The sequence below is a fragment of the Rhizobium sp. PRIMUS64 genome, from assembly GCF_023006465.1.
Taxonomy (GTDB): Bacteria; Pseudomonadota; Alphaproteobacteria; order Rhizobiales; family Rhizobiaceae; genus Rhizobium; species Rhizobium leguminosarum.
This window is the reverse complement of sequence record NZ_JALBGX010000066.1, coordinates 1-21,141: the sequence shown is the minus strand read 5'-3', so window position 1 is coordinate 21,141 and position 21,141 is coordinate 1. Positions and strand designations below refer to the sequence as shown.

General features: G+C 60.4%; 21 protein-coding genes, 1 tRNA gene and 1 pseudogene. 6 read left to right on the top strand and 17 right to left on the bottom strand.

The features are described from left to right. Window positions 1-27: 27 nt before the first annotated feature. Window positions 28-597 (top strand): TIGR02281 family clan AA aspartic protease, encoded by a 570-nt coding sequence (locus tag MOV76_RS23475; RefSeq protein ID WP_028731811.1) that lies wholly within the window; start codon window positions 28-30, stop codon window positions 595-597. Between the two features lie 6 nt (window positions 598-603). Here MOV76_RS23475 and deoA read toward each other — a convergent pair whose 3' ends face one another. From deoA to MOV76_RS23430, 9 genes are all read right to left on the bottom strand, one after another. Next, complete coding sequence (gene deoA, locus MOV76_RS23470; RefSeq protein WP_028731812.1) at window positions 604-1,911, bottom strand: thymidine phosphorylase; 1,308 nt, start codon at window positions 1,909-1,911, stop codon at window positions 604-606. Between the two features lies 1 nt (window position 1,912). Further along, on the bottom strand, window positions 1,913-2,689 hold the full coding sequence (gene deoC, locus MOV76_RS23465; protein WP_028731813.1) for a deoxyribose-phosphate aldolase: 777 nt from the start codon (window positions 2,687-2,689) through the stop codon (window positions 1,913-1,915). A gap of 114 nt (window positions 2,690-2,803) precedes the next feature. Continuing rightward, complete coding sequence (locus MOV76_RS23460) at window positions 2,804-3,604, bottom strand: purine-nucleoside phosphorylase (RefSeq protein WP_028731814.1); 801 nt, start codon at window positions 3,602-3,604, stop codon at window positions 2,804-2,806. Continuing rightward, on the bottom strand, window positions 3,601-3,990 hold the full coding sequence (locus tag MOV76_RS23455) for a cytidine deaminase (protein WP_028731815.1): 390 nt from the start codon (window positions 3,988-3,990) through the stop codon (window positions 3,601-3,603). The genes MOV76_RS23460 and MOV76_RS23455 overlap by 4 nt, the downstream gene beginning before the upstream one ends. 1 nt (window position 3,991) lies before the next feature. Continuing rightward, a complete protein-coding gene (locus tag MOV76_RS23450; protein WP_028731816.1) occupies window positions 3,992-4,963 on the bottom strand; it encodes an ABC transporter permease in 972 nt (323 codons plus the stop codon). A 10-nt stretch (window positions 4,964-4,973) separates the two neighbouring features. Beyond that, the gene (locus tag MOV76_RS23445; protein WP_018244328.1) at window positions 4,974-6,077 is read right to left on the bottom strand and encodes an ABC transporter permease; all 1,104 of its coding nucleotides are present in this window, start codon (window positions 6,075-6,077) and stop codon (window positions 4,974-4,976) included. A 7-nt stretch (window positions 6,078-6,084) separates the two neighbouring features. After that, on the bottom strand, window positions 6,085-7,596 hold the full coding sequence (locus tag MOV76_RS23440) for an ABC transporter ATP-binding protein (RefSeq protein WP_028731817.1): 1,512 nt from the start codon (window positions 7,594-7,596) through the stop codon (window positions 6,085-6,087). 88 nt (window positions 7,597-7,684) lie between these two features. Beyond that, complete coding sequence (locus MOV76_RS23435; RefSeq protein WP_018070332.1) at window positions 7,685-8,677, bottom strand: BMP family protein; 993 nt, start codon at window positions 8,675-8,677, stop codon at window positions 7,685-7,687. Between the two features lie 317 nt (window positions 8,678-8,994). Next, window positions 8,995-9,312, bottom strand: coding sequence for a hypothetical protein (locus MOV76_RS23430; protein ID WP_003544459.1), 318 nt, complete (start codon window positions 9,310-9,312; stop codon window positions 8,995-8,997). A gap of 228 nt (window positions 9,313-9,540) precedes the next feature. Between MOV76_RS23430 and MOV76_RS23425 the strand changes: the two genes are divergently transcribed. After that, window positions 9,541-9,630, top strand: a tRNA-Ser gene (locus MOV76_RS23425). A gap of 101 nt (window positions 9,631-9,731) precedes the next feature. On the opposite strand, the gene MOV76_RS23420 is transcribed toward MOV76_RS23425, so the two are convergent. Further along, window positions 9,732-10,208 (bottom strand): Lrp/AsnC family transcriptional regulator, encoded by a 477-nt coding sequence (locus tag MOV76_RS23420; protein ID WP_018447980.1) that lies wholly within the window; start codon window positions 10,206-10,208, stop codon window positions 9,732-9,734. Window positions 10,209-10,249: 41 nt separating this feature from the next. Here MOV76_RS23420 and MOV76_RS23415 point away from each other — a divergent pair, with 41 nt between their 5' ends. The 3 genes from MOV76_RS23415 to MOV76_RS23405 all read left to right on the top strand — a co-directional run bounded on the left by MOV76_RS23415 (window position 10,250) and on the right by MOV76_RS23405 (window position 12,001). Continuing rightward, window positions 10,250-10,870 (top strand): alpha/beta hydrolase, encoded by a 621-nt coding sequence (locus MOV76_RS23415; protein ID WP_028731818.1) that lies wholly within the window; start codon window positions 10,250-10,252, stop codon window positions 10,868-10,870. 245 nt (window positions 10,871-11,115) lie between these two features. Next, window positions 11,116-11,325: a KTSC domain-containing protein gene (locus MOV76_RS23410; RefSeq protein ID WP_003555857.1), complete on the top strand. Its 210-nt coding sequence runs from the start codon at window positions 11,116-11,118 to the stop codon at window positions 11,323-11,325. A 436-nt stretch (window positions 11,326-11,761) separates the two neighbouring features. Beyond that, window positions 11,762-12,001 (top strand): CrpP-related protein, encoded by a 240-nt coding sequence (locus MOV76_RS23405; RefSeq protein ID WP_018244322.1) that lies wholly within the window; start codon window positions 11,762-11,764, stop codon window positions 11,999-12,001. Here MOV76_RS23405 and pncB read toward each other — a convergent pair. The 7 genes from pncB to MOV76_RS23370 all read right to left on the bottom strand — a co-directional run bounded on the left by pncB (window position 11,983) and on the right by MOV76_RS23370 (window position 20,728). Beyond that, window positions 11,983-13,287 carry a nicotinate phosphoribosyltransferase gene (gene pncB / locus MOV76_RS23400; RefSeq protein ID WP_011650004.1) on the bottom strand — a complete coding sequence of 435 codons (1,305 nt, stop codon included), beginning with the start codon at window positions 13,285-13,287 and terminating at the stop codon, window positions 11,983-11,985. The genes MOV76_RS23405 and pncB overlap by 19 nt on opposite strands. A gap of 187 nt (window positions 13,288-13,474) precedes the next feature. Next, on the bottom strand, window positions 13,475-13,822 hold the full coding sequence (locus MOV76_RS23395) for a hypothetical protein (RefSeq protein ID WP_026230918.1): 348 nt from the start codon (window positions 13,820-13,822) through the stop codon (window positions 13,475-13,477). Between the two features lie 87 nt (window positions 13,823-13,909). Then, window positions 13,910-14,869: a glyoxylate/hydroxypyruvate reductase A gene (locus MOV76_RS23390; RefSeq protein WP_247265387.1), complete on the bottom strand. Its 960-nt coding sequence runs from the start codon at window positions 14,867-14,869 to the stop codon at window positions 13,910-13,912. A gap of 8 nt (window positions 14,870-14,877) precedes the next feature. Next, a complete protein-coding gene (locus MOV76_RS23385) occupies window positions 14,878-16,515 on the bottom strand; it encodes an ABC transporter ATP-binding protein (RefSeq protein ID WP_028731819.1) in 1,638 nt (545 codons plus the stop codon). Beyond that, window positions 16,512-17,660 carry an ABC transporter permease gene (locus MOV76_RS23380; protein ID WP_018447985.1) on the bottom strand — a complete coding sequence of 383 codons (1,149 nt, stop codon included), beginning with the start codon at window positions 17,658-17,660 and terminating at the stop codon, window positions 16,512-16,514. The genes MOV76_RS23385 and MOV76_RS23380 overlap by 4 nt, the downstream gene beginning before the upstream one ends. Further along, window positions 17,660-18,745, bottom strand: a complete 1,086-nt coding sequence (locus MOV76_RS23375; RefSeq protein WP_247265386.1) for a microcin C ABC transporter permease YejB — start codon at window positions 18,743-18,745, stop codon at window positions 17,660-17,662. The genes MOV76_RS23380 and MOV76_RS23375 overlap by 1 nt, the downstream gene beginning before the upstream one ends. Before the next feature lie 150 nt (window positions 18,746-18,895). Next, window positions 18,896-20,728, bottom strand: a complete 1,833-nt coding sequence (locus tag MOV76_RS23370; protein ID WP_247265385.1) for an extracellular solute-binding protein — start codon at window positions 20,726-20,728, stop codon at window positions 18,896-18,898. A gap of 264 nt (window positions 20,729-20,992) precedes the next feature. Here MOV76_RS23370 and MOV76_RS23365 point away from each other — a divergent pair. Further along, window positions 20,993-21,141: pseudogene (locus tag MOV76_RS23365) on the top strand (penicillin-insensitive murein endopeptidase); the annotation flags it as partial.

Here is a 21,141-nt window from a genome sequence, read left to right as displayed (position 1 = left end):
TAGGAGGTCTGAAGCATGAGGCCCCGCATGAAGCGGGGTTTATACAGGAAGGATTTCTGTTTCATGCTCGTGCGTACCGTCCTATTCGCCAGCATCGCCGCGGTGCTCGCCACACAGGTGCCTTCCTTCTTCGGAGGCACCAGCCAGCAGCCTGCTGACGCTCTCTCCGCCAATTATGTATCGACCGAAACCGACAAACCGGCCGCACCGGAGCCCGTCTACGGCAGCAATGCGATCCGCCTGCAGGCCGATGCACAGGGCCACTATACCGGCAGCTTCAAGATCAACGGCAAGTCGGTGCAAGGCCTGATCGATACCGGCGCCACCTATGTGGCGCTCAACGAGACGCTCGCCCGCCGACTGGGCTTCACCGCCAACCAACTCGATTTCCGTTATGGGGTGAACACTGCGAACGGTCAGACGAAAGCCGCGCATGTGACACTCGACCGGGTCGAAATCGGCGGCATTCGCGTGCGCGATGTCGAAGCCTTCGTCCTGAGGGACGATGCGCTGACGACGACGCTGGTCGGCATGAGTTTCCTGCAGAAGCTCGCCTCCTATTCCGTCGCCGACGGTTCGCTCAGCCTCAAGCAGTAAACTGCGTCAAACAAGGCCTGCAATCACCGGCGTCGTCTCCGGCTTGTCGTCAGTAATGCGGTAGTGCATGGCAAGCGCCGCAGCCGCCCTCTCCGCCGCGGCTTCGTCAGCGGCATGAACGAGAGCGATCGGTTCGCCCGCGGTCACACGGGTGCCAAGCGGCAGAAGTTCGGAGAAGCCGACGCGATGGTCGATCCGATCCGACGGATGGCGTCTTCCGCCGCCGAGATCGATGACGCTGAGGCCGACACCGCGCGCATCACAAGCGGAGAGCCAGCCGGACCGGGCGGCCAGGACAGGTTTTTCCACAGGCGCCCTGACCAGATATCGGTCGGGATTTTCGATGAGATCGGCCGGGCCGCCGAGCATCGATACCATACGCGCGAAGACTTCAGCCGCCTTTCCCGATGACAGGGCCTGACGTGCCATCCCCTCGGCTTCATCAGGCGAAGCGGCGATGCCTGATTTCACCAGCATCTCGGCGGCGAAGGCGAGAACGACGATGTCAAGCCGCGTGTCTCTTTTCCTGCCTGCTAGGAAATCCAGGCAGTTGCGCATCTCGACGGCATTGCCGGCACTATCGGCGAGCGGCTGGTTCATGTCGGTGATCAGGGCCGAGGTCTTCACGCCTGCGCCATTGGCCACCTCGACCAGCGACTGCGCCAGGATCTCCGCCTGGCCGCGGTCAGCCATGAAAGCGCCGTTGCCGACCTTGACGTCGAGCACCAGCGTCTCGAGCCCGGCCGCAAGTTTCTTCGAGAGAATAGAGGCGGTGATGAGGGGAATGGAATCGACGGTGGCGGTCACATCGCGCACGGCATAGAGCCTGCCGTCGGCGGGCGCCAAGGTGCCAGTCTGGCCAATGATGGCGCATCCCGCCTTCTTCACGACCTTGTGGAACAGGTCGGCGTCCGGGGTAATCCTATAGCCGGGAATGGATTCGAGCTTATCCAGCGTGCCGCCGGTATGGCCGAGACCGCGTCCGGAGATCATCGGAACGGCGAGGCCGCAGGCGGCTGTGATCGGCGCCAGCATCAGCGAAACATTATCGCCGACGCCGCCGGTCGAATGTTTGTCGGCGATCGGACGGTCGATATCGGCCCATTGCAGCCTGTCCCCGGAATCGGCCATCGCCAGCGTCAAGGCCACGATTTCGGCCCGCGACATGCCCTTGAACCAGACGGCCATGGCGAATGCGCCGATCTGGCCTTCCGACAATTGACCGGCAGCGAGTGCCGCGATGAAGGACCTGATATCGGCGGCGTCAAGTTCGTCGCCATCGCGCTTACGCCGAATGATCTCCTGCGGAATCATTTCAGTAGCTCGACGCCGCAGCCGGTGCTGACTGTGTTCCGCTTAGAACCGCCAGGATATCGTCAAGCAGGTCGGAAGCGCCGAAGCGGAACGTCGACGGCATCGCCCAGTCCGGTGTCATGATAGTTTCGGCAAGGCTCAGATAGAGTGCGGCATCGGCCACCGAGCCGATACCGCCTGCCGGCTTGAAGCCGACCTTGCGGCCGCTTTCGCGGATAGCTCGGATCATGATGTCGGCGGCTTCGAGCGTCGCATTGACGGCGACCTTGCCGGTGGAGGTCTTGATGAAATCGGCGCCGGCTTCAATTGCGAGTTCGGAGGCACGGCGGATCAATGCCGCATCCTTCAGCTCGCCAGTCTCGATGATGACCTTCAGAAGAACCGGGCCGGCGCATTCGGCGCGCACGGCCTTGACCATGTCGGTCACCGCCTTCTCGTTGCCGGCGAGCAGCTTGCGGTAGGGAATGACCAGATCGATCTCATCGGCTCCATCGGCAATCGCCTCGCGTGCTTCAGCAGCGACATCGGCCACTTCCATATCGCCGGAGGGGAGGTTGACGACCGTCGCGATACGCACGGCGTGGCCTGTGCCAAGGATATTGCGGGCCTGAGCGACGAACCGCGGCCAGATGCAGATCGCAGCACTGTTGCCGTAGGGCGTCTGCGCGCGGGTGCAGAGCGCGTCGATCTGCGCCTCGGTGCAATCATCCTTCAAATTGGTGAGGTCGAGAAGAGAAAGGGCGACAGCCGCCGTTTCCCGGTTGGAATAGCTATTCATCTTCGCTTCCTCTAGAGCATGATGCCGAAAAGTGTGCGCGGTTTTCGGACGACATCATGCTCTAACTGTATAATTTAGAACAGGATTCAGATTTTAGGCCGACCCGGCCTAAAATCATCCTGTTCTAGCCGCAATCATGTCTTTCAGGATCGCGGCGAGACGGGCGCCGCCGATGGGCGCCATGTCCTTGGTTTCTTCATGGCTAAGCTCATTGCCGGTCATGCCTGCCCCATAGTTGGTGATAACGGAGGCGGCGGCAACCCTCAGACCCAGCATTCTTGCGATGATCACCTCGGGCACCGTCGACATGCCGACGGCATCGGCGCCAAGGATGCGCGCCATGCGGATTTCCGCCGGCGTTTCAAAGCTTGGACCGGAGAACCACATATAGACACCCTGCGCCAGCTCGATTTTAAGCTTTGCCGCTGCCCTCTGCATCGCCGCGGCAAGTCCGGCATCATAGGCATTGGTCATGCCGACGAAACGATGATCGCTTTCCTCACCGATCAGCGGGTTCATGCCGGAATAGTTGATATGATCGGTGATCTGCATCACCGAACCGGGCGGCATGTCGTCACGCAGCGATCCGGCCGAATTGGTCAGGATCAGCGCTTCGACGCCGAGCGCCTTCAGCACCTCGATCGGCAGGCGCATGGCGTTGGCATCGCCCTTCTCGTAATAATGCACGCGGCCGGAGAGCATGACGACAGGCACGCCGCCGAGGCGGCCGGCGACGACTTCGCCTGCATGGCCGGAGACCGCGCTGACGGGAAAGCCCGGCAGGTCGCGATAGGGAACACGGACGGCGCCGTCCAGCTCACCGACGAGGGAGCCGAGACCGGAGCCGAGCACGATGCCGTGGCGCGGCTTGATTCCGCCGAGCAGTGCGGCGAGCAGGCTGACCGTCGCCTTCATCCGAGTTCAGTCTCGAAGCTGAAGGGAAGAAGCTCTTCCATCGTCATGGTCTTCTTCACGCCTGTTTCATCGCAGAGGTAAATCTTCGTCCCCTTGGAGGCGAATTCGGAGATCTTCTGGCGGCAGCCGCCGCAGGGCGGGCAGAGCGGCAGCTTCTCGGCAATGACGGCCATTTCAACGATCTTCTTCGCGCCACCCATGATCATGGCGCTGATCGCCGTCGGCTCGGCGCACCATCCTTGCGGAAAGGAGAGGTTTTCGATGTTGGCGCCGGTATAGACCTTGCCGTCCTCGGCGCGGATCGCCGCGCCGACCGGAAATTTCGAATAGGGCGCATGGGCAAAGGCCATGGCGCCGCGGGCGGCTTCGAACAGATCGTGAGACATATCAACGCTCCTTCGTATAGGGCACGCCACCGGCCTTTGGCGGAGTCGCAACGCCGATGAAGCCAGCAAGCAGGACGCAGGTCAGGACATAGGGCAGCGCCTGGAAAACCTGAACCGGCACTTCGCCGATTAGCGGCACCTGCTTTCCCTGCATGAAATTTGCCAGCGCATCGAGGAAGCCGAAGAGCAGGCAGGCAAACATGACGGGTACAGGCTTCCACTTGGCGAAGACGAGAGCTGCGAGCGCGATGTAGCCCTTGCCGGCCGACATGTCCTTGATGAAGGCGGCGGACTGAGCGATTGCCAGATAGGTGCCGGCAAAGCCGCAGAGAATGCCGGCACACATGACGGCGCGGTAACGCAGCCAGGCGACCGAGATGCCGGCCGTATCGACCGCACCCGGGTTTTCGCCGACGGCGCGCAGCCGCAGGCCGAAACGTGTGCGGTAAAGCACCCACCAGGAAAACGGCACGGCGAGGAAGGCGAGATAGGTGAGGACATTGTTGCCAGATATGACGTTGGCATAGATCGGGCCGATGATCGGTATGTCGCGAGCAGTATCGGCGCCCGGCAGGATGATCGGTGCGAAACGCGACTCCGGCGACAGCTGCGGCGTGCGTCCGCCCTGGCCAAACCAGGCCTGCCCAAGCACGATGGTGATGCCGGCGATGAAGAAGTTGATCGCGACACCGGAGACGATCTGGTTGCCACGGTTGGTGATCGAGGCAAAACCATGCACCAGGCTCAGTGCCACCGAACAGAGGATGCCGGCACCGAGCCCGAGCCAGGCCGAATCGGTGAGATAGGCAACGCAGGCGGCGGCAAAGGCCGAGCCCAGCATCTTGCCCTCAAGGCCGATATCGAAGATGCCGGCGCGCTCCGAAAACAGACCGGCAAGGGCAGTGAAGATCAGCGGGATCGACAGGCGGATGGTCGAGCTCAGAACGCTGATGAAGATGTCATAATAATCCATCGCCCGCTCCTTAACCGCGCTTGAACTGTTGGTAGAGGCGCACCATTGCCGGCCGGAACATGTATTCCAGCGCGCCGGCAAAGAGGATCACCAGACCCTGGATGACGAGGATCATCTCGCGGGTGATGTTCGGCATTTCGAAGGAAATCCAGTCACCGCCCTGGTAGAGAATACCGAAGAGGATCGCCGCCACGATGATGCCGAGCGGATGGTTGCGTCCCATCAGCGAGACGGCGATGCCGACGAACCCGGCACCACCGACGAATTCCACCTGCAGGCGGGCCGACGAGCCCATGACGGGGTTCAGCGCCATCATGCCGGCAAGCGCTCCGGAGAGCAGCATGGCGATGATCACGGTGCGGGCATAGGGGATGCCGGCATAGGCCGCCGCCGTCGGGCTGACGCCCAGCGTGCGCATCTCGAAACCGAGCTTGGTGCGCCAGACGAGCAACCAGACGAGGTAGCTGACAACGAGCGCAATGATGAAGGAGACGTTGAACGGGGCAGCCCCCAGCTTGGCGCCGAACAGCTGCATAACCCAGCCGAGCTTCGGCAATTGGCCGCCTTCGAGGAAGGTGCGGGTTTCCGGCGCCATCTTGCCGGGCACGATCAGCACATGCACCAGGAGATACACCATCAGTGTCGCGCCGATATAATTGAACATGATCGTCGTAATGACGATGTGGCTGCCGCGTTTTGCCTGCAGGAAGGCCGGGATGAAGGCCCAGGCCGCACCAAACAGGCCGGCGCCAACGACGGCGATCGGCATCGTCACATACCATGGCACGTAACGATCGAGCGCCAGCGCCACCAGCGCGCAGCCGAGGCCGCCGACATAGGCCTGGCCTTCGGAGCCGATGTTGAAGAGGCCGGAATGGATCGCCACCGCGACGGAGAGGCCGGTGAAGATGAAGCTCGTCGCGTAATACAGCGTGAAGCCGATGCCTTCGCCATTGCCGAGCGCGCCCTGGATCAGCAGCGACAGCGCATCGAGCGGGCTTTCCCCGATTATCCAGACGACGAAGCCGGAGATCAGGAAGGCGACGACGAGGTTCAAAATCGGGATGAGGCCGTAATTGATCCAGTTTGGTAGTGGAACGGAAGCAGTGCTCATAAAGGCCTCACGCGGCAATGCCGGCCATCATCAGGCCGAGGGTCTGTTCACCGGCATCGGGCGTCTTCTCGCCGACGATATGGCCGGCAAACATGACAAGGATACGGTCTGAAAGGGAGCGGATTTCATCGAGTTCGACGGAGACGAGCAGGATCGCCTTGCCTGCGTCACGCATTTCGATAATCCGGCGGTGGATGAATTCGATGGCGCCGATATCGACGCCGCGTGTCGGCTGGCCAATGATCAGCATCTTCGGATCGCGTTCGATCTCACGGGCAACGACGATCTTCTGCTGGTTGCCGCCGGAGAAATTCGCCGTCTTCAGCCGCGGGTTCGGCGGTCGGATATCGTATTTTTCGATCTTTTCCATTGCATCCTTGCGGATCGCATCGAGATCGAGCAGCGGGCCTTTGCTGTAAGCCGGGCGGCGATGGTAGCCGAGCACGGAATTTTCATATTCCTCGAATTTCAGCACTAGGCCCATATGGTGGCGATCCTCGGGAATATGAGCGAGGCCGAGATCACGCAGGCGGGCGGGATCGGCCTTGTCGATCGTCTGACCGTCGAGAAGAATTTCACCGGAGGTCGGCTTGCGGATGCCGGCAATCGCCTCCAGCAATTCGGACTGGCCATTACCGGCGACACCGGCGATGCCGACGATCTCACCGGCGCGCACGTCGAAGGAGACGTTGTCGACCATGGTGACGCCGCGATTATCCTTGACCGTGAGGTTGCGGACGGACAGCACGGCGGCTTGCGGGTTCGCCTCGCCCTTCTGCACGCGCAGCAGCACGCGGCGGCCGACCATCAGCTCGGCCAGTTCCTCCACCGTCGTCTCCGACGTCTTGCGGGTCGCGACCATTTCGCCGCGGCGCATGACCGAGACCGTATCGGTGATTGCCATGATCTCGCGCAGCTTGTGGGTGATGAGGATGATGGTCTTGCCCTGATCGCGCAGCACCTTGAGGATGCGGAAAAGGTGATCGGCCTCGGCCGGGGTCAACACGCCTGTGGGCTCGTCGAGGATCAGGATCTCGGCGCCGCGATACATGGCTTTCAGGATCTCGACACGCTGCTGCAGGCCGACCGGGAGTTCCTCGATCAGCGTGTCGGGATCGACCTCCAGGCCATATTCCGTTTCCAGCCGCTTGAGCTCGGCGCGGGCCGAGGCAACACCCTTGGCCAGCAACATGCCGCCTTCGGCGCCAAGCATGATGTTCTCGAGCACCGTGAAATTGTCGACCAGCATGAAATGCTGGTGCACCATGCCGATGCCGGTGGCGATCGCCGCCTGGCTGTCACGGATGGTGACGGGATTGCCATTGACGCGGATCTCGCCGCTGTCGGCATGGTAGAAACCATAGATGATCGACATCAAGGTCGATTTGCCGGCGCCGTTTTCGCCGATGATGCCGTGGATCGTCCCCTTGGCAACGGTGAGGTTGATGTCCTTGTTGGCGTGGACGGCACCGAATTTCTTGTCGATGCCGACAAGCTCGATAGCGGGCTTATCTGTCACTGCAGACTCCAAATAGGAAAAGGGCGTATGGCGAAAGTCCCCTCCGCCATACGCCCGATCTCAATCGTCGATCACATTCGGGCGAGGATCACTTCGGGCAAGCGTTGTCCGAGGTGTAATCGTGAACCTTGATGGTTCCCGCAATGATGTCGGCCTTGGCCTTGTCGACGGCAGCCTGCATTTCCGGCGTGATCAGAGACTTGTTGTGCTCATCGATCGCCGCGCCAACACCGTCTTCCTTGACGCCGAGCGCCTGGACGCCACCGGTGAACTTGTCGTTCTTGGTGTCGTTATAAGCATTGTAGACGGCGAGGTCGACGCGCTTGACCATCGAGGTCAGGACCGAGCCCGGATGCAGGTAGTTCTGGTTGGAGTCGACGCCGATCGACAGCTTCTTGTTGTCGGCGGCCGTCTGCAGAACGCCGAGACCGGTGGCACCAGCTGCCGCGTAAACGACGTCAGCGCCCTGGTCGATCTGGTTCTTGGTGAGCTCACCGCCGCGGACCGGGTCGTTCCAGGCAGCGCCCGTGGTGCCGGTCATGTTCTGGAAGACTTCGATATCGGCCTTGACGGAGCGTGCGCCCTGCTCGTAGCCGCATTCGAACTTGCGGATCAGCGGAATGTCCATGCCGCCGACGAAGCCGACCTTGCCTGACTTCGACGCCATGCCGGCGAGAACGCCGACGAGGTAGGAGCCTTCTTCTTCCTTGTAGACAACCGAGCGGACGTTCGGCTTGTCGACGACGGAGTCAACGATGATGAACTTGGTATCCGGGAATTCGGCTGCAACCTTCTCGATGGCCGAAGTCCAGGCGAAGGAAACAGCAACCACCGGATTGAAACCGCGGCTTGCGAAATTGCGGATGGCCTGTTCGCCCTGGGTGTCGCCCGTCGGCTCGAAGTCGCGATAGGCAATGCCCGTCTCGGCCTTGAACTTCTCGGCACCGTTATAGGCCGCCTCGTTAAAGGACTTATCGAACTTCCCGCCGGTGCCGTAAACCAGCGCCGGCTTGACATCGGCGGCAAGCGCCGTCGTCGACATGGCAGCCACGGCAAAGAGAGTGAGAAGGGATTTTTTCATTGTGCAGCCCTGTTGTTGCTATTCGTTAGGGGTCCTCCCGCAAGCCCTTTCCGGGCATGTCTGCGGAACCACCGACCTCCCCCCGGAGGCCTGGCTGCGCGCATCCTTGCATGGCTCACGGAAAAATTCACCAGAAATTTTTCAGCTGGTAAAGATTTGCAGCGATTGCCGAAAATCAGCTCTTCGGGGCTGATTTTTGGACATTCCTTGCATCAGAATGCGGATTTTCTAGCCAATCCGACGGCAGATACCGACGTCGAAGAGCTGGCGATGCCCAACGGGATTTCCCGCCGGATCGTGCCGGTAAAACCACCTTGCTATGCGGTGAAGCGACCGGCCACCGGCGGCTTCTTGTAGCCGATCATCCACAGAAGCAGCGCGATCACCAGGAAAACGGCAAAGGCCGGCTGGAGCATCAGCCACTGGAAGATCAAGGTGTAGAAACGCGGGTGGATATAATAGGAAAGGGAGGATTGCAGCGACGTAAGGGTTGTCGGACTCACATCCTGCCAGGCATCGGAGATCGGCGTCATCACCACGGAGGACGCCGCAACCGACTGGATCGAATCGATGGTCCCGGCAATAACCGCCGCCGCAAGCGCGACAAGACTCGCCAGACGCAACAGGAAACGCATCAATTCCTCCGACGCTCGATATGCCGGACAATTCCGGCCGGCCGCGCCATTCTCCACCTTAGAGAATTACATAGTCGTCGATGAGGTGAAGCACAATGGAGTGGCCGAGGCGAGTTTTATCGGAAGAAGTCAAAAAACTGTTAGATTTCGGTTGATCGACAAAAATTCATCGGTATATATCGCGCCGTTCCGACGATTTGCTCCTATCCGGGCGCGAACGCCAAAAAAGGACAGGTGGCCGAGTGGTTTAAGGCGCACGCCTGGAACGCGTGTGTACGTGAAAGCGTACCGTGGGTTCGAATCCCACCCTGTCCGCCATATCCCTCATTTTCAATATTGATTCAAACCGTATCGAGAGCGGGACGCGGAAGCGTTGTGGCGGCACGCTTCGCTGGAACAAGCCGGTCGTCCGCATATTCTCAAGGGCGCTGAAGCAGGGCGCGTCCAATCGGCTTCGGATTCTCGCTGCGCAACACGAGAGATGTCGTCACGGCCCCAAAACGCGCGATCGTGTCAACGATCGTTTCCAGCTCTCCCGGCGACGGAACCAGCACCTTCAAGAGAAAACAGTCCTCTCCGGTGAGGCGCAATACTTCCATGACCTGCGGCATCTCCGCGAACTGTTTCAGGCAGGCTTTGATATGCTCATGCGTCGTGCGCAGGCGAAGCACAGCCGTCATTCCAATTCCCAAAGCGGTGGGGTCGATACGGGCCGAGTAACCGACAATGATGCCGCGGTCTTCCAGCCGCTTGACCCGTTCCGATGCTGCCGGCTGAGAGAGCCCGACCCTTCGACCGAGTTCGGAAATCGCAATGCGGCCATTTTCCTGCATCGCTTCGATAATGGCGATATCGGTTGGATCGAGCAGTACCCGATTGTTTTCCTGAAAAGCCATGGGATCACCTTGAAATCATCGGAGAGAGACGCGGTTTTCCGATGATCATTCATTCCGAAGCAAATGAAAATGCATCATTTTCACCTGCACGGACGATCAGAGGAAAAGACATGAAGGACATCATCATATTGCCGGGGATTGGCGGTTCGGGCGAGGCTCATTGGCAAACACGCTGGGAAAAGTCGAACCCGGAAATGCGACGTTTTCAACCAGCCGATTGGGAAAAACCCGATCTGGCGGACTGGATTTCAGCCCTGGAGCGCGCCGTCGGCGCATCGGCAACCCCTCCCCTGCTGGTCGCCCACAGCCTTGCCTGTCTGCTGGTCGCTCATTGGCAGCAGGCTTCTTCGCTTGCCGTTGCCGGAGCATTTCTTGTGGCGGTCCCGGATCCGCAGTCCGCGTCATTCCCTGAGGAGGCTGCCGGATTCGCCGATCCGCCGCCGCAAAAGATGCGCTTCCCCACTCTGATCATCGCAAGCGCCGATGATCCTTTCGGCACGCTCGATCATGCCCATGCGCGAGCGGATCTGTGGGGCAGCGGTCTTGTCGCGATCGGTCCTTTCGGCCATATCAACGGGCAAAGCGGCCTTGAGGACTGGGGCCAGGGAAAGGCCTTGCTGACGGCGTTTTCCGCCGGATTGGCAAAATCTGATCGGCCTTGATCTTGTTTTCGAGATCACGATCAAATGGCCCAAACAGGCCTTACCTGTGCTGGACGTGTCGGGACGGAGCAACGAAATGCCCCGCTCGCAAGCGTGCGTTCGGGGCTCGTCGAACCCGTCGCTCCGGCGGCGCGGCGAGGTTCAAAGCGTCGAAAGATTCCTGATTTTTTACCATGCGAGTTCACCGCGTCTTTGCACGTTTGGGTTTACCTTCTGCCAAATTTAAAAAAACAGAGGTAAAACAGGTGGAAGAACTTTCGGTAAAGTCGAAGATCATCAAATCCGTCTATTTCAGCCAGGAAGACGGGCGGCTCAGGATTTGTTTCAAGAATGGCGAGGAGCGTCTGTTCGAAGGCGTTCCCTCCTCGGAAGCGCATGCGATGACGGTGGCGCCGTCTCCCGGCCATTATTATCTCGACCGGATCAGAACCCGGTTTCGCAGATTGGCAGCCTGAAAACCCGAGCGGATAGCGCCAGCACGCATTGCGGGATTGCGCGAGATCGGGACGAGGCCGGTGGATATTAACCGGCTGTTAACCCTCGATATCATCTGGGTTGGATAGCCCCTGCCGGAAAGCGGCAACCTGTCGGCGCTGCCGGCCTGTTCAAGGTCGGCCAGCCGGGAGGCTCGGCGGCGGACCCCAGCCAGGAAGTCGAGCCTCCCCGTCACGGGTGCTCGTTGTGTGCGTGATGACGAAGCGCATGAGCGGCTCGCGGACGCCGCCATGCTCTGCTTGTCTGATTGAGATGACCCCGGGCCGGTTGCGACCTAATCGTCCCCCGAACTAACGAATTGGGGCTAATCCTGTGAAAAACCCGAATTGTCGCATCCGGACTCGACAATGCTTTATTAGCATGATTGCATAAATCGGGATAAAGACGGGGGTAATGATGTTCGAGAATCTGCTTGAGATGCAGGAGCGTGGCGCACGGGACCGTGCGCGTGGCCGCAGTCTGGCCGACAATCCGATGTCGAAGCCGGATATCCTGCCGATTACCGATTTTCAGGAATGGTACTCGATGTTCGACGCCTGGCGCTTCGGTTGGTCGATCGAGGATGCGATGGCGGGGCACATCAATATGCCCCGGGATGGCGGCACATTGGCCCAGACCTACACCAGAACGGTCTGATCGATCCTGTCCTCGGCGCCGAAGAATTTCAGGTAGCGCTCGACCTCGGCCGGTTCGCCAGTCGCCTTCTGCGGATTGTCGGAGAGCTTCACCGCCGGCCGGCCGTTGGCGTCGCTGACCTTGCAAACGACGGAGATCGGGTTGAGGCCGGAGATCTCGATCGGCGCGCAACCGGAAAAATCATTCGTCAGGTTGGTGCCCCAGCCGAAGCTCATGCGCACGCGGCCTTCAAAATGCCGGTAGGTATCGATGATGGCGTCGACATCGAGGCCGTCGGAGAAGATCAGCAGCTTCTGGCGCGGATCGCGGCCCATCTTCTTCCACCAGTCGATAATCTTCTCGCCGCCTTCGATCGGCGGGGCACTGTCCGGGCGGAAACCGGTCCAGTCGGCGACCCATTCCGGCGCATCGCGCAGGAAGGCGGCGGTGCCAAAGGCATCGGGCAGCACGATCAGAAGGTTGCCGCCATAGAGCTTGTTCCAGTCGCGCAGGATCTTGTAGGGCGCGTTGCGCAACTGCTCGTCGGTTTCGGCAAGGGCGGCGGCCACCATCGGCAGCTCGTGAGCATTGGTGCCGACCGCCTCGAGATCGGAATCCATAGCCAGCAATACGTTGCTGGTACCGGCAAAAGCAGGCCCGATGCCTTCCTTCAGTGCCTCGACGCACCAGCGCTGCCAGAGGAAACTGTGACGGCGGCGGGTGCCGAAATCGGAGATCCGTAAGCCCGGCAATTCCTTCAGCCGCTCGACCTTCGACCACATCTTCGCCTTGGCCCTGGCATAGAGCACATCGAGGGTGAAGGGACCGAGCGCCTTCATCGCCGAGCGCGACCGCAGCTCGTTGACGATGGCGAGCGCGGGGATTTCCCACATGGTGGTTTCCTTCCACGATCCGTGGAAATCCAGCACATATTGCCCGTCCTTCTTCGACAGCTCGTATTCGGGCAACTGGAAATTGGAAAGCCAGGCGAGGAATTCCGGTTCGAAAATCTGGGCGCGACCATAGAAGCTGTTACCCGCAAGCCAGATCATCTCCTTCTTGGAGAGCCTCAGCGTGCGGGCATGATCGAGCTGCTCGCGCAATTCGCCTTCGTCGAGCTCCTCTGCCAGACGCACCCGTTTGGTGCGGTTAATGAGGGTGAAGGACGCGTTCACGTCAGGATAGAGCTTCCAGATCATCTGCAGCATCAGGAGCTTATAGAAGTCGGTATCGATCAGGCTGCGGATGATCGGATCGAGTTTCCAGGCGTGATTGTAGACGCGTCTTGCGATATCAGTCCTGGCCATGAAATTCCTGCCCCTGTCCACTCCGGTCAGGTGCTGCCAAATTCCCGGGTATTGCCAAGTTCCGGGCCAGCGCACGAAACCGGCTCGTGTGCCTTCTTATCGAAAAATCGGCGGCTAAAGTCCAGACAAAACAATAAACATCCCGCCGCAGTATCACGGCGGGACGTGAACATGGTTTTGCTCAAGATTATCGGGCCGGCGTTGCGGGCGCCACATTCGGAGCGGCCGGCGTGGTGTTCGGCGTTTCGGTTGGAACGGCAGTGCCGTTCTGTAGCGCCGGCGCGGCGGGCGGAGCAGGCTGCTGCGACTGAAGCTGCTGGCCCGGCTGCTGCGGCGCCACCTCGTTCGCTTCGCGCTTGCCCCAAATCTCGACCGGTATCCAAACAACGAAGGCAAGCACCAGCGCGACGATCAATACGGTCAGAATGCGATAACCCGTGCGTCCCTGCCTTGCCTTCACCGGCGGGATCAGCTCTTCCTTGTGAAGCTTGCCATCGGACTTTTCCCAGCGTGTTTCCGTCTGATGCGCCATCATCGTCTCCTTCCGCTGTCTTAACCGGCCTTGCCGGCCGCAAGAATTTCCGCAAAGGAAACGGGTGGCTGTCTGGAAGGTTCCGAAAGCTCAATAGCCGGCGGCGCGGTCGACCACGAATTGCAGCGGCTCGCCGCGCTCGAAACGGGCAATCTGCGTCTCGACATGACGGAACAGCGCATTTTCTTCGGACACCGCCGCGTCGTGCGGCGTGAGGAAGACGTTCTGCAAGTCCCACAATGGGCTGTCTGATGCAAGCGGCTCGGCCTCGAAGACATCGAGGGATGCGCCGCCGAGGGTGCCGTTGCGGATGGCGGAAACGATATCGGCCTCGACCTGGCTCTTGCCGCGGCCGGCATTGATGAAGACCGCTTGCCCAAGCGCGCCGTTGCGGCGCAGCTTCGCTAACAGCCCGGCGTCATAGAAGCCTGATGTTTCAGGCGTCAGCGGCAGCAGGCCGACGAGGATGTCGGTCCTTGCGAGGAAGTTGTCCAACTCGCTGGCATCGAAAGTTTCGACGCCGTCGATCTGTTTGCGGCTGCGCGACCAGCCGATAACGTTAAAACCCATCACCCTCAGCTTGGCGACCGCGTCCTGCCCGAGAATGCCGAGGCCCATGACGCCGACCGTCACCTCAGCCGCCTCCGGCGCGATCAGCTTGGCCCATTCACGTTGCCGCTGGTGGTTGTCATGGGCGTATTGTCCGCGCAGATGCATCAGGCATTGCATGACAACCCATTCACTCATGCGGGTCGTCAGGCTGCGATCGACGAAGCGAACGATCGGGATCTCGGGCAGGCCGGCCATGCCGATGATGTGGTCGACGCCGGCGCCTCCCGAAAAGATTACCTTGAGGTTCGGCGCCCGCGCGAAAAGGTCGGCATCCGGTTTCCAGAGAAGCGCGTATTCGACCGCGCGGAGATCGCGGGCCTGATGGCCCGGATCGGCGAGATTGATGCTGCCCCGTTCGGCAAACGCCGTCTTCAGCACGCGGGCGACGCCTTCGGGATTGAACTTGATATCGACGAGAACGGGAGGACGGGCGGACATGATCTTCTTTACTGCTGCACGGCGAGCGTCGGCACCGCCTCGATGTTGAAAGCGGCCGCCATCAGCGCCCTGGTGTAATCATTCTTCGGCGCGCGGAAGATTTCCGAGGATGGTCCCTGCTCCACCACCTTGCCGAACCGCATGACGATGACGTCGTTGGCGAGCGCCTTCACCACCTTCAGATCGTGGCTGATGAAGAGATAGGCGAGGTCGTGCTTCTTCTGCAGATCGCGAAGGAGATCGACCACCTGCGCCTGGACGCTCATGTCGAGCGCGGAGGTCGGCTCGTCGAGCATGACGAAGCGCGGTTTCAGCACCATGGCCCGGGCGATGGCGATGCGCTGGCGCTGGCCGCCGGAGAATTCGTGCGGATAACGCCAGCGGGTCAGGGGATCCAGACCCACCTCCTCCAGCGCCCAGCAGACGCGCTGGTCGCGTTCTTCCGATGTCAGGGAGCGCTCATGCACCTTCAGCCCTTCAGCGACGATATCGCCGACCGACATGCGCGGGCTGAGCGATCCGTAGGGATCCTGGAAGACGACCTGCAGCTGGTTGCGCAGCGGCCGCATCTCACTGAACGAGTAGCCGGCTATATCCTTGCCGACGAAGGCGATCCGTCCTTCTGAGGAAATCAGCCGGGTGAGCGCCAGGCCGAGCGTGGTCTTGCCGGAGCCGGACTCGCCGACGACGCCCAGCGTCTGGCCGGCGCGCAGCGAAAGGTCGATGCCGTCGACCGCCTTAACGTGATCGACGATACGGCGCATCAGCCCTGATTTGATCGGGAACCAGACGCGGATATCCGACCCTTCCATCACCATCGGTTTCGAGGGATCGGCCAGCGGTGGTTCGCCCCGCGGCTCGGAGGCGAGAAGGTGCCGGGTATATTCATGCTTCGGATTGGCGAAGACGTCTTCGACCGTTCCGGTTTCGACGATCTTGCCCTTGGTCATGACGCAGACGCGATCGGCGAATTTGCGCACGATACCGAGATCATGGGTGATGAACAGCATCGACATGCCGTGGACGGCCTTCAACTGCCGGAGCAATTCGAGGATCTGCGCCTGCACGGTGACGTCGAGGGCGGTGGTCGGCTCGTCGGCGATCAGCAATTCCGGCCGGTTGGCGAGCGCCATGGCGATCATGACGCGCTGGCGCTGGCCGCCTGACAGTTCGTGCGGATAGGCCTTCAACCGCTTCTCCGGCTCGCGGATACCGACCTGGTTCAGCAATTCCAGGACGCGCTGGCGCGCCGGCTGGCCGGTGAGGCCCTGGTGCAAGGCCAGGATCTCGGTGATCTGCTTCTCGATCGTATGAAGCGGATTGAGCGAGGTCATCGGCTCCTGGAAGATCATGGTGATGTCGTTGCCGCGCACTTCCCGCAGTGCCCGCTCCGACGCCTTCAGGAGGTCCTTGCCCTTGAAGAGGATTTCGCCCGAGGGATGGCTTGCGGACGGATAAGGCAAAAGCCGCAGAATCGAATTGGCCGAGACCGACTTGCCGGAGCCGGACTCGCCGACGAGCGCCACGACCTCGCCTTTGGCGATATCGAAGGAGATATGATCGACGGCGAGCGAGGTCTCGCCGCCCTGATGAAAGGCAACCGAGAGATCGCGGACGGAAAGCAGCGGTTCTGGCATATCACTCATTGAAACGTCTTCCTCGGATCGAAGGCATCGCGCACGGCTTCGCCGATGAAGATCAGCAGGGAAAGCATGATCGACATGGCAAAGAAGGCCGTCAGCCCGAGCCATGGCGCCTGCAGATTGGTCTTGCCCTGCGCGATCATCTCGCCGAGCGAGGGGGAGCCCGGCGGCATGCCGAAGCCGAGGAAATCGAGCGAGGTCAGGGTGGTGATCGAGCCGGAGAGGATGAAGGGCAAGAAGGTCAGCGTCGCGACCATGGCGTTCGGCAGCAGATGGCGCCACATGATGGTGCGATTGTTGACGCCAAGCGCGCGGGCGGCGCGGACATATTCGAAATTGCGGGCGCGCAGGAATTCGGCGCGCACGATGCCGACGAAGCCGACCCAGGAGAAGAGCAGCATGATGCCGAGCAGCACGAAGAAGCCGGGCGGCAGGAGTGCGGCGATGATCAGCAGGATGTAGAGCACTGGCATCGACGACCAGATCTCGATAAAGCGCTGTAGCAGCAGATCGGTCCAGCCGCCGAAATAACCCTGCACAGCACCTGCCGTCACGCCGATGATCGCCGAGCAAATGGTCAGCACCAGGCCGAAGAGCACCGATATGCGGAAGCCGTAGATGACGCGCGCCAGCACGTCGCGCGCCTGGTCGTCGGTGCCGAGCCAGTTGAGATTGCCGAGGGTGCAATCCGGATCGTTCACCCCTTGCGGGTAGCCGGCGCAGCGCTCCTCCTTCGTCATCAGCCAGAAGGGGGCCGTGGGCGCCGAATGCGGAATGTTGGAATTGACCGAGCGGTAGGAATAGCGGATCGGCGGCCAGATCATCCAGCCATTGGCATTGATCTCGTCGGCAATGACCGAGGAACGATAGTCGGTTTCGGCCAGGAAGCCGCCGAATTTCTCCTCGGGATAATCGATGAGGACCGGAAACAGGACCTCGCCCTTGTAGGAGGCTATGATCGGCCGGTCGTTGGCGATGAACTCGGCAAACAGGCTGAGGACGAACAGCAGCATAAACAACCACAGCGACCAGTAACCGCGGCCGTTCGCCCGGAAATTATGCCAGCGGCGGATATTGGTCGGCGAGAGCAGGCCCTTGCGCGGCGGCTTGACGGGTGTTGCGACGGCAGGATTTGCGGCGGCGTCCATCAGACATCCCTCCGCTCGAAATCGATGCGCGGATCGATCCAGGTGTAGATCAGGTCGGAAACCAGGCTGACGACGAGGCCGAGCAGCGAGAAGATGTAGAGCGTGGCGAAGACAATCGGGTAGTCCCGGTTGACGACTGAGAGATAGCCGAGACGGCCGAGGCCATCCAGCGAGAAGATGTTTTCGATCAACAGCGAGCCGGTGAAGAAAGCGGAAATGAAGGCGCCGGGAAAACCGGCAATGATGATCAGCATGGCGTTGCGGAAGACATGACCGTAGAGCACCTGCCGCTGGTTTAGGCCCTTGGCGCGGGCGGTGACGACATATTGCTTCTTGATCTCCTCGATGAAGGAATTCTTGGTCAAAAGCGTCGTCGTCGCGAAGGCCGACAGGGAAAGCGAGATCAGCGGCAAGGTAAGGTGCCAGAAATAGTCGAGCGGCTTCTGCCACCAGGCCAGCTGGTCGAAATTGTCGGAGACCAGGCCGCGCAGTGGAAACCAATCGTAGAATGAGCCGCCGGCGAAAAGCACGATCAGGAGAATGCCGAAGAGGAAACTCGGTACGGCATAGCCGACGACGATGACGCCCGACGTCCAGACATCGAAGGTCGATCCATCCTTGATCGCTTTGCGGATGCCGAGCGGGATGGAGATGGCATAGGAGAAGATCAGGATCCAGATGCCGAGCGAGATCGACACCGGCAGCTTCTCCTTGATCAGTTCGAGCACGGAGGTGTTGCGGAAGAAACTCTCGCCGAAATCGAAGCGGATGTAATTCCACATCATCTCGCCGAAACGCGTCAGTGGCGGCTTGTCGAAGCCGAATTGCTTTTCAAGCTTGGCGATCAGTTCCGGATCGAGCCCCTGGGCACCGCGATATTTCGAGTCTTCGTCGCTGCCGCCGCTGAGGAGATCGCCGCCGCCGGACAGGCGCTGGTCGGCACTGTCGGCCTGACCGGTCAACTGGGCGATTACCTGCTCGACAGGACCGCCGGGGGCGAACTGAATGACGGTGAAGGAAATCGCCATAATGCCGACGATGGTCGGGATCATCAGAAGCAGGCGGCGAAGGATATAGGCGCCCATCAGCCTTCAGCCTCCGGGAATGTTCTTCTTGTCTGCCTGCCGTCCAGTCTCATGCCGCTCAATCCGCCAGCCTTCCCTTGCCGGCCCTGCCGGCTTGTCGTGATTCGCTCGCGCCATTTGGAGCCGAGGGCCCCTGCATTGCAAGCCCGCTCATTTTGCCGAGGTGGACCACCAGGCATCAGGGAAGCCAAGGCTGTACGCCGGAAACTCGGCCGGATGCGTGACCGTGTTCCAATAGGTGATGTTATAGCTATCACGGTAGAACAGCGGGATGACGTAGTGATTTGCAAGCAAGACCCGGTCCATCGCCTTGATCGCTGCGACCTGTTCATCGCGGTTCGGCGCGAAGATGATCATGCGAATGAGCTCATCAACGGCGGGGTTGGCTATGCCGGCATAATTGCGAGAACCCTGTTGGTTGACCGAACCGGATCCCCAATAGTCGGCTTGTTCGTTGCCCGGATTCATGGTCTCCGCCCAGACATTCCAGATCATATCGAAGTCGAAGCTGCGCTCGCGATTGACAGCTTGCGAGGCGTCGACTGTTCGCACCCGCGCATCGATACCGATTTTCCTGAGATTGTTTGCATATGGCACCGCCCAGCGCTCCAGCATGGGGCTCGACAACAGGATCTCGAAACTCATCGGCTGGCCAGTCTTGGTATTGACCATCCGGTTGCCCTTGAGCTCCCAGCCGGCTTCTTTCAGCAGTGCAATCGCCTTGCGGAGGTTGTCGCGACTCTTCTGCGGATCGCCGCCGACAGGATTGGTATAGGGCGTCGTGAAGACTTCGGGCGGAACCTTATCCTTCATGCCCAGCAGAATTTCCAGTTCTCTACCCTGTGGAAGGCCGGAGGAGGCGAGCTCGGTATTCCAGAAATAACTGTCGATGCGTTTGTAACTGTTAAAGGCAACGGTGCGATTCAACTCTTCGAAATCGAAGCCGTAGTTCAGGGCCTCGCGAACTCGCTCGTCCTTAAACAGGTCACGACGCATGTTGGGCACCAGCGCTTGTAGGATACCGGTGGCGCGTAGCGGGTTAGCAACCTCTTCCTTCTTGACGCGTCCTTCCTTCACCGCGGGAAAATCATACCCTGTCGCCCACCGGGCAGCCGTTGTCTCCTGCCAGTAGTCACTATTACCAGCGCGAAACGCTTCGAACTCGACATCCCGATCACCGAAATAGGTGTAGATGATGTTGCGGAAATTGTTCTGGCCGACATTTACATTGAGGTCCTTCGCCCAGTAGTCGTCACGTAATTCATAGCGGATTGTCGCGCCGGGCGAGAAGGAAGCAATCTTGTAAGGCCCCGAACCCATCACTGGCTCGAGCGTCGTCTTTGAGATATCGCGTGGCTTGCCGTCCGGTCCCTGCCCCTCCCACCAATGTTTCGGCACGACCACCAACTGGCCGAGAATATTCGGGAGCTCCCGGTTGTTCTTTTCGTCGAAGGTGAAGGTGACGTCGCGATCGCCGGTCTTTTCGGCTTTCACCACGTGGCGGTAATAGTTCGCCGTGAGGGGGTTTAATTCCTTCGTCTTATCCAGACTGAAGATGACGTCCTCGGGTATTACCGGCTGACCATCCGCCCATTTCGCTTCCTTGCGCAGGCGGAAAGTCGCGCTCGATACGTCTGCGGGAAAAGACAGTCCCTCGGCAAGCAGACCGTAGGAGACGAGGAGCTCGTCGTCGGCGGGCTTCATCAGCGTGTCGTAAACGAGCGTCAAGCCCACCGCCGCCTGACCTTTGGCAAGCAATGGGTTGAAGGTGTCGAAGGCGCCGCTTGCGGAGAGGCGCAGGTCTCCGCCTTTCGGTGCATCGGGATTGACGTAGTCGAAATGCGTAAAGCCCGGCTTGTACTTCATCTCGCTGATGACCGAGCTTCCGATCTGAAAGGGCTGGTCCTGACCCGTTGCCTGCATCGGCGCCAAAGCACCCGCAAGCGACAGAAACAAACCGATCTTCGACCACAGAACCGCCATTCACGCTTTCCCCTGATTATTGATGGGTTCGACAATACGAAAAATACGGGCGAAAAACAGGAGAGAGTTTGGTTTTTGCCGGGCGTGCGAAATTTTGAGCATCGGCTCGTGTCGGGGTGTCGCCTCTTCGGGCCGCCTTCGCAGCATGCGGCGATCCGTCACCGCCTCCCTCGATGGCGGCTGGCCAAAACATCGATTCACCAAAATCGCTTTTCACGATAGATTCGATCGCAAATCACTTCGGCAGCGGCTCAAGGGAACAGTATGGCTTTCGGCTTCGCTCAGGCTTTCAGGACAATCAGCAAACTGACGCTTGCAGGCGCAATCGGCGCAAGCCTTGCCGCCGGCGACGTCGGCGCGGAGCAGAAGACGCCGAGCCCGGGCAGCGCCAAGGGGCAGTTCGGCGCCGTCAG

Bases quoted from the DNA above. Each gene is read 5' to 3' on its own strand.
- MOV76_RS23475 (WP_028731811.1), top strand. From the start codon at position 28: ATGAAGCGGGGTTTATACAGGAAGGATTTCTGTTTCATGCTCGTGCGT.
- deoA (WP_028731812.1), bottom strand. From the start codon at position 1,911: ATGATTCCGCAGGAGATCATTCGGCGTAAGCGCGATGGCGACGAACTT.
- deoC (WP_028731813.1), bottom strand. From the start codon at position 2,689: ATGAATAGCTATTCCAACCGGGAAACGGCGGCTGTCGCCCTTTCTCTT.
- MOV76_RS23460 (WP_028731814.1), bottom strand. From the start codon at position 3,604: ATGAAGGCGACGGTCAGCCTGCTCGCCGCACTGCTCGGCGGAATCAAG.
- MOV76_RS23455 (WP_028731815.1), bottom strand. From the start codon at position 3,990: ATGTCTCACGATCTGTTCGAAGCCGCCCGCGGCGCCATGGCCTTTGCC.
- MOV76_RS23450 (WP_028731816.1), bottom strand. From the start codon at position 4,963: ATGGATTATTATGACATCTTCATCAGCGTTCTGAGCTCGACCATCCGC.
- MOV76_RS23445 (WP_018244328.1), bottom strand. From the start codon at position 6,077: ATGAGCACTGCTTCCGTTCCACTACCAAACTGGATCAATTACGGCCTC.
- MOV76_RS23435 (WP_018070332.1), bottom strand. From the start codon at position 8,677: ATGAAAAAATCCCTTCTCACTCTCTTTGCCGTGGCTGCCATGTCGACG.
- MOV76_RS23430 (WP_003544459.1), bottom strand. From the start codon at position 9,312: ATGCGTTTCCTGTTGCGTCTGGCGAGTCTTGTCGCGCTTGCGGCGGCG.
- MOV76_RS23420 (WP_018447980.1), bottom strand. From the start codon at position 10,208: ATGGCTTTTCAGGAAAACAATCGGGTACTGCTCGATCCAACCGATATC.
- MOV76_RS23415 (WP_028731818.1), top strand. From the start codon at position 10,250: ATGATCATTCATTCCGAAGCAAATGAAAATGCATCATTTTCACCTGCA.
- MOV76_RS23405 (WP_018244322.1), top strand. From the start codon at position 11,762: ATGTTCGAGAATCTGCTTGAGATGCAGGAGCGTGGCGCACGGGACCGT.
- pncB (WP_011650004.1), bottom strand. From the start codon at position 13,287: ATGGCCAGGACTGATATCGCAAGACGCGTCTACAATCACGCCTGGAAA.
- MOV76_RS23395 (WP_026230918.1), bottom strand. From the start codon at position 13,822: ATGATGGCGCATCAGACGGAAACACGCTGGGAAAAGTCCGATGGCAAG.
- MOV76_RS23390 (WP_247265387.1), bottom strand. From the start codon at position 14,869: ATGTCCGCCCGTCCTCCCGTTCTCGTCGATATCAAGTTCAATCCCGAA.
- MOV76_RS23385 (WP_028731819.1), bottom strand. From the start codon at position 16,515: ATGAGTGATATGCCAGAACCGCTGCTTTCCGTCCGCGATCTCTCGGTT.
- MOV76_RS23380 (WP_018447985.1), bottom strand. From the start codon at position 17,660: ATGGACGCCGCCGCAAATCCTGCCGTCGCAACACCCGTCAAGCCGCCG.
- MOV76_RS23375 (WP_247265386.1), bottom strand. From the start codon at position 18,745: ATGGGCGCCTATATCCTTCGCCGCCTGCTTCTGATGATCCCGACCATC.
- MOV76_RS23370 (WP_247265385.1), bottom strand. From the start codon at position 20,728: ATGGCGGTTCTGTGGTCGAAGATCGGTTTGTTTCTGTCGCTTGCGGGT.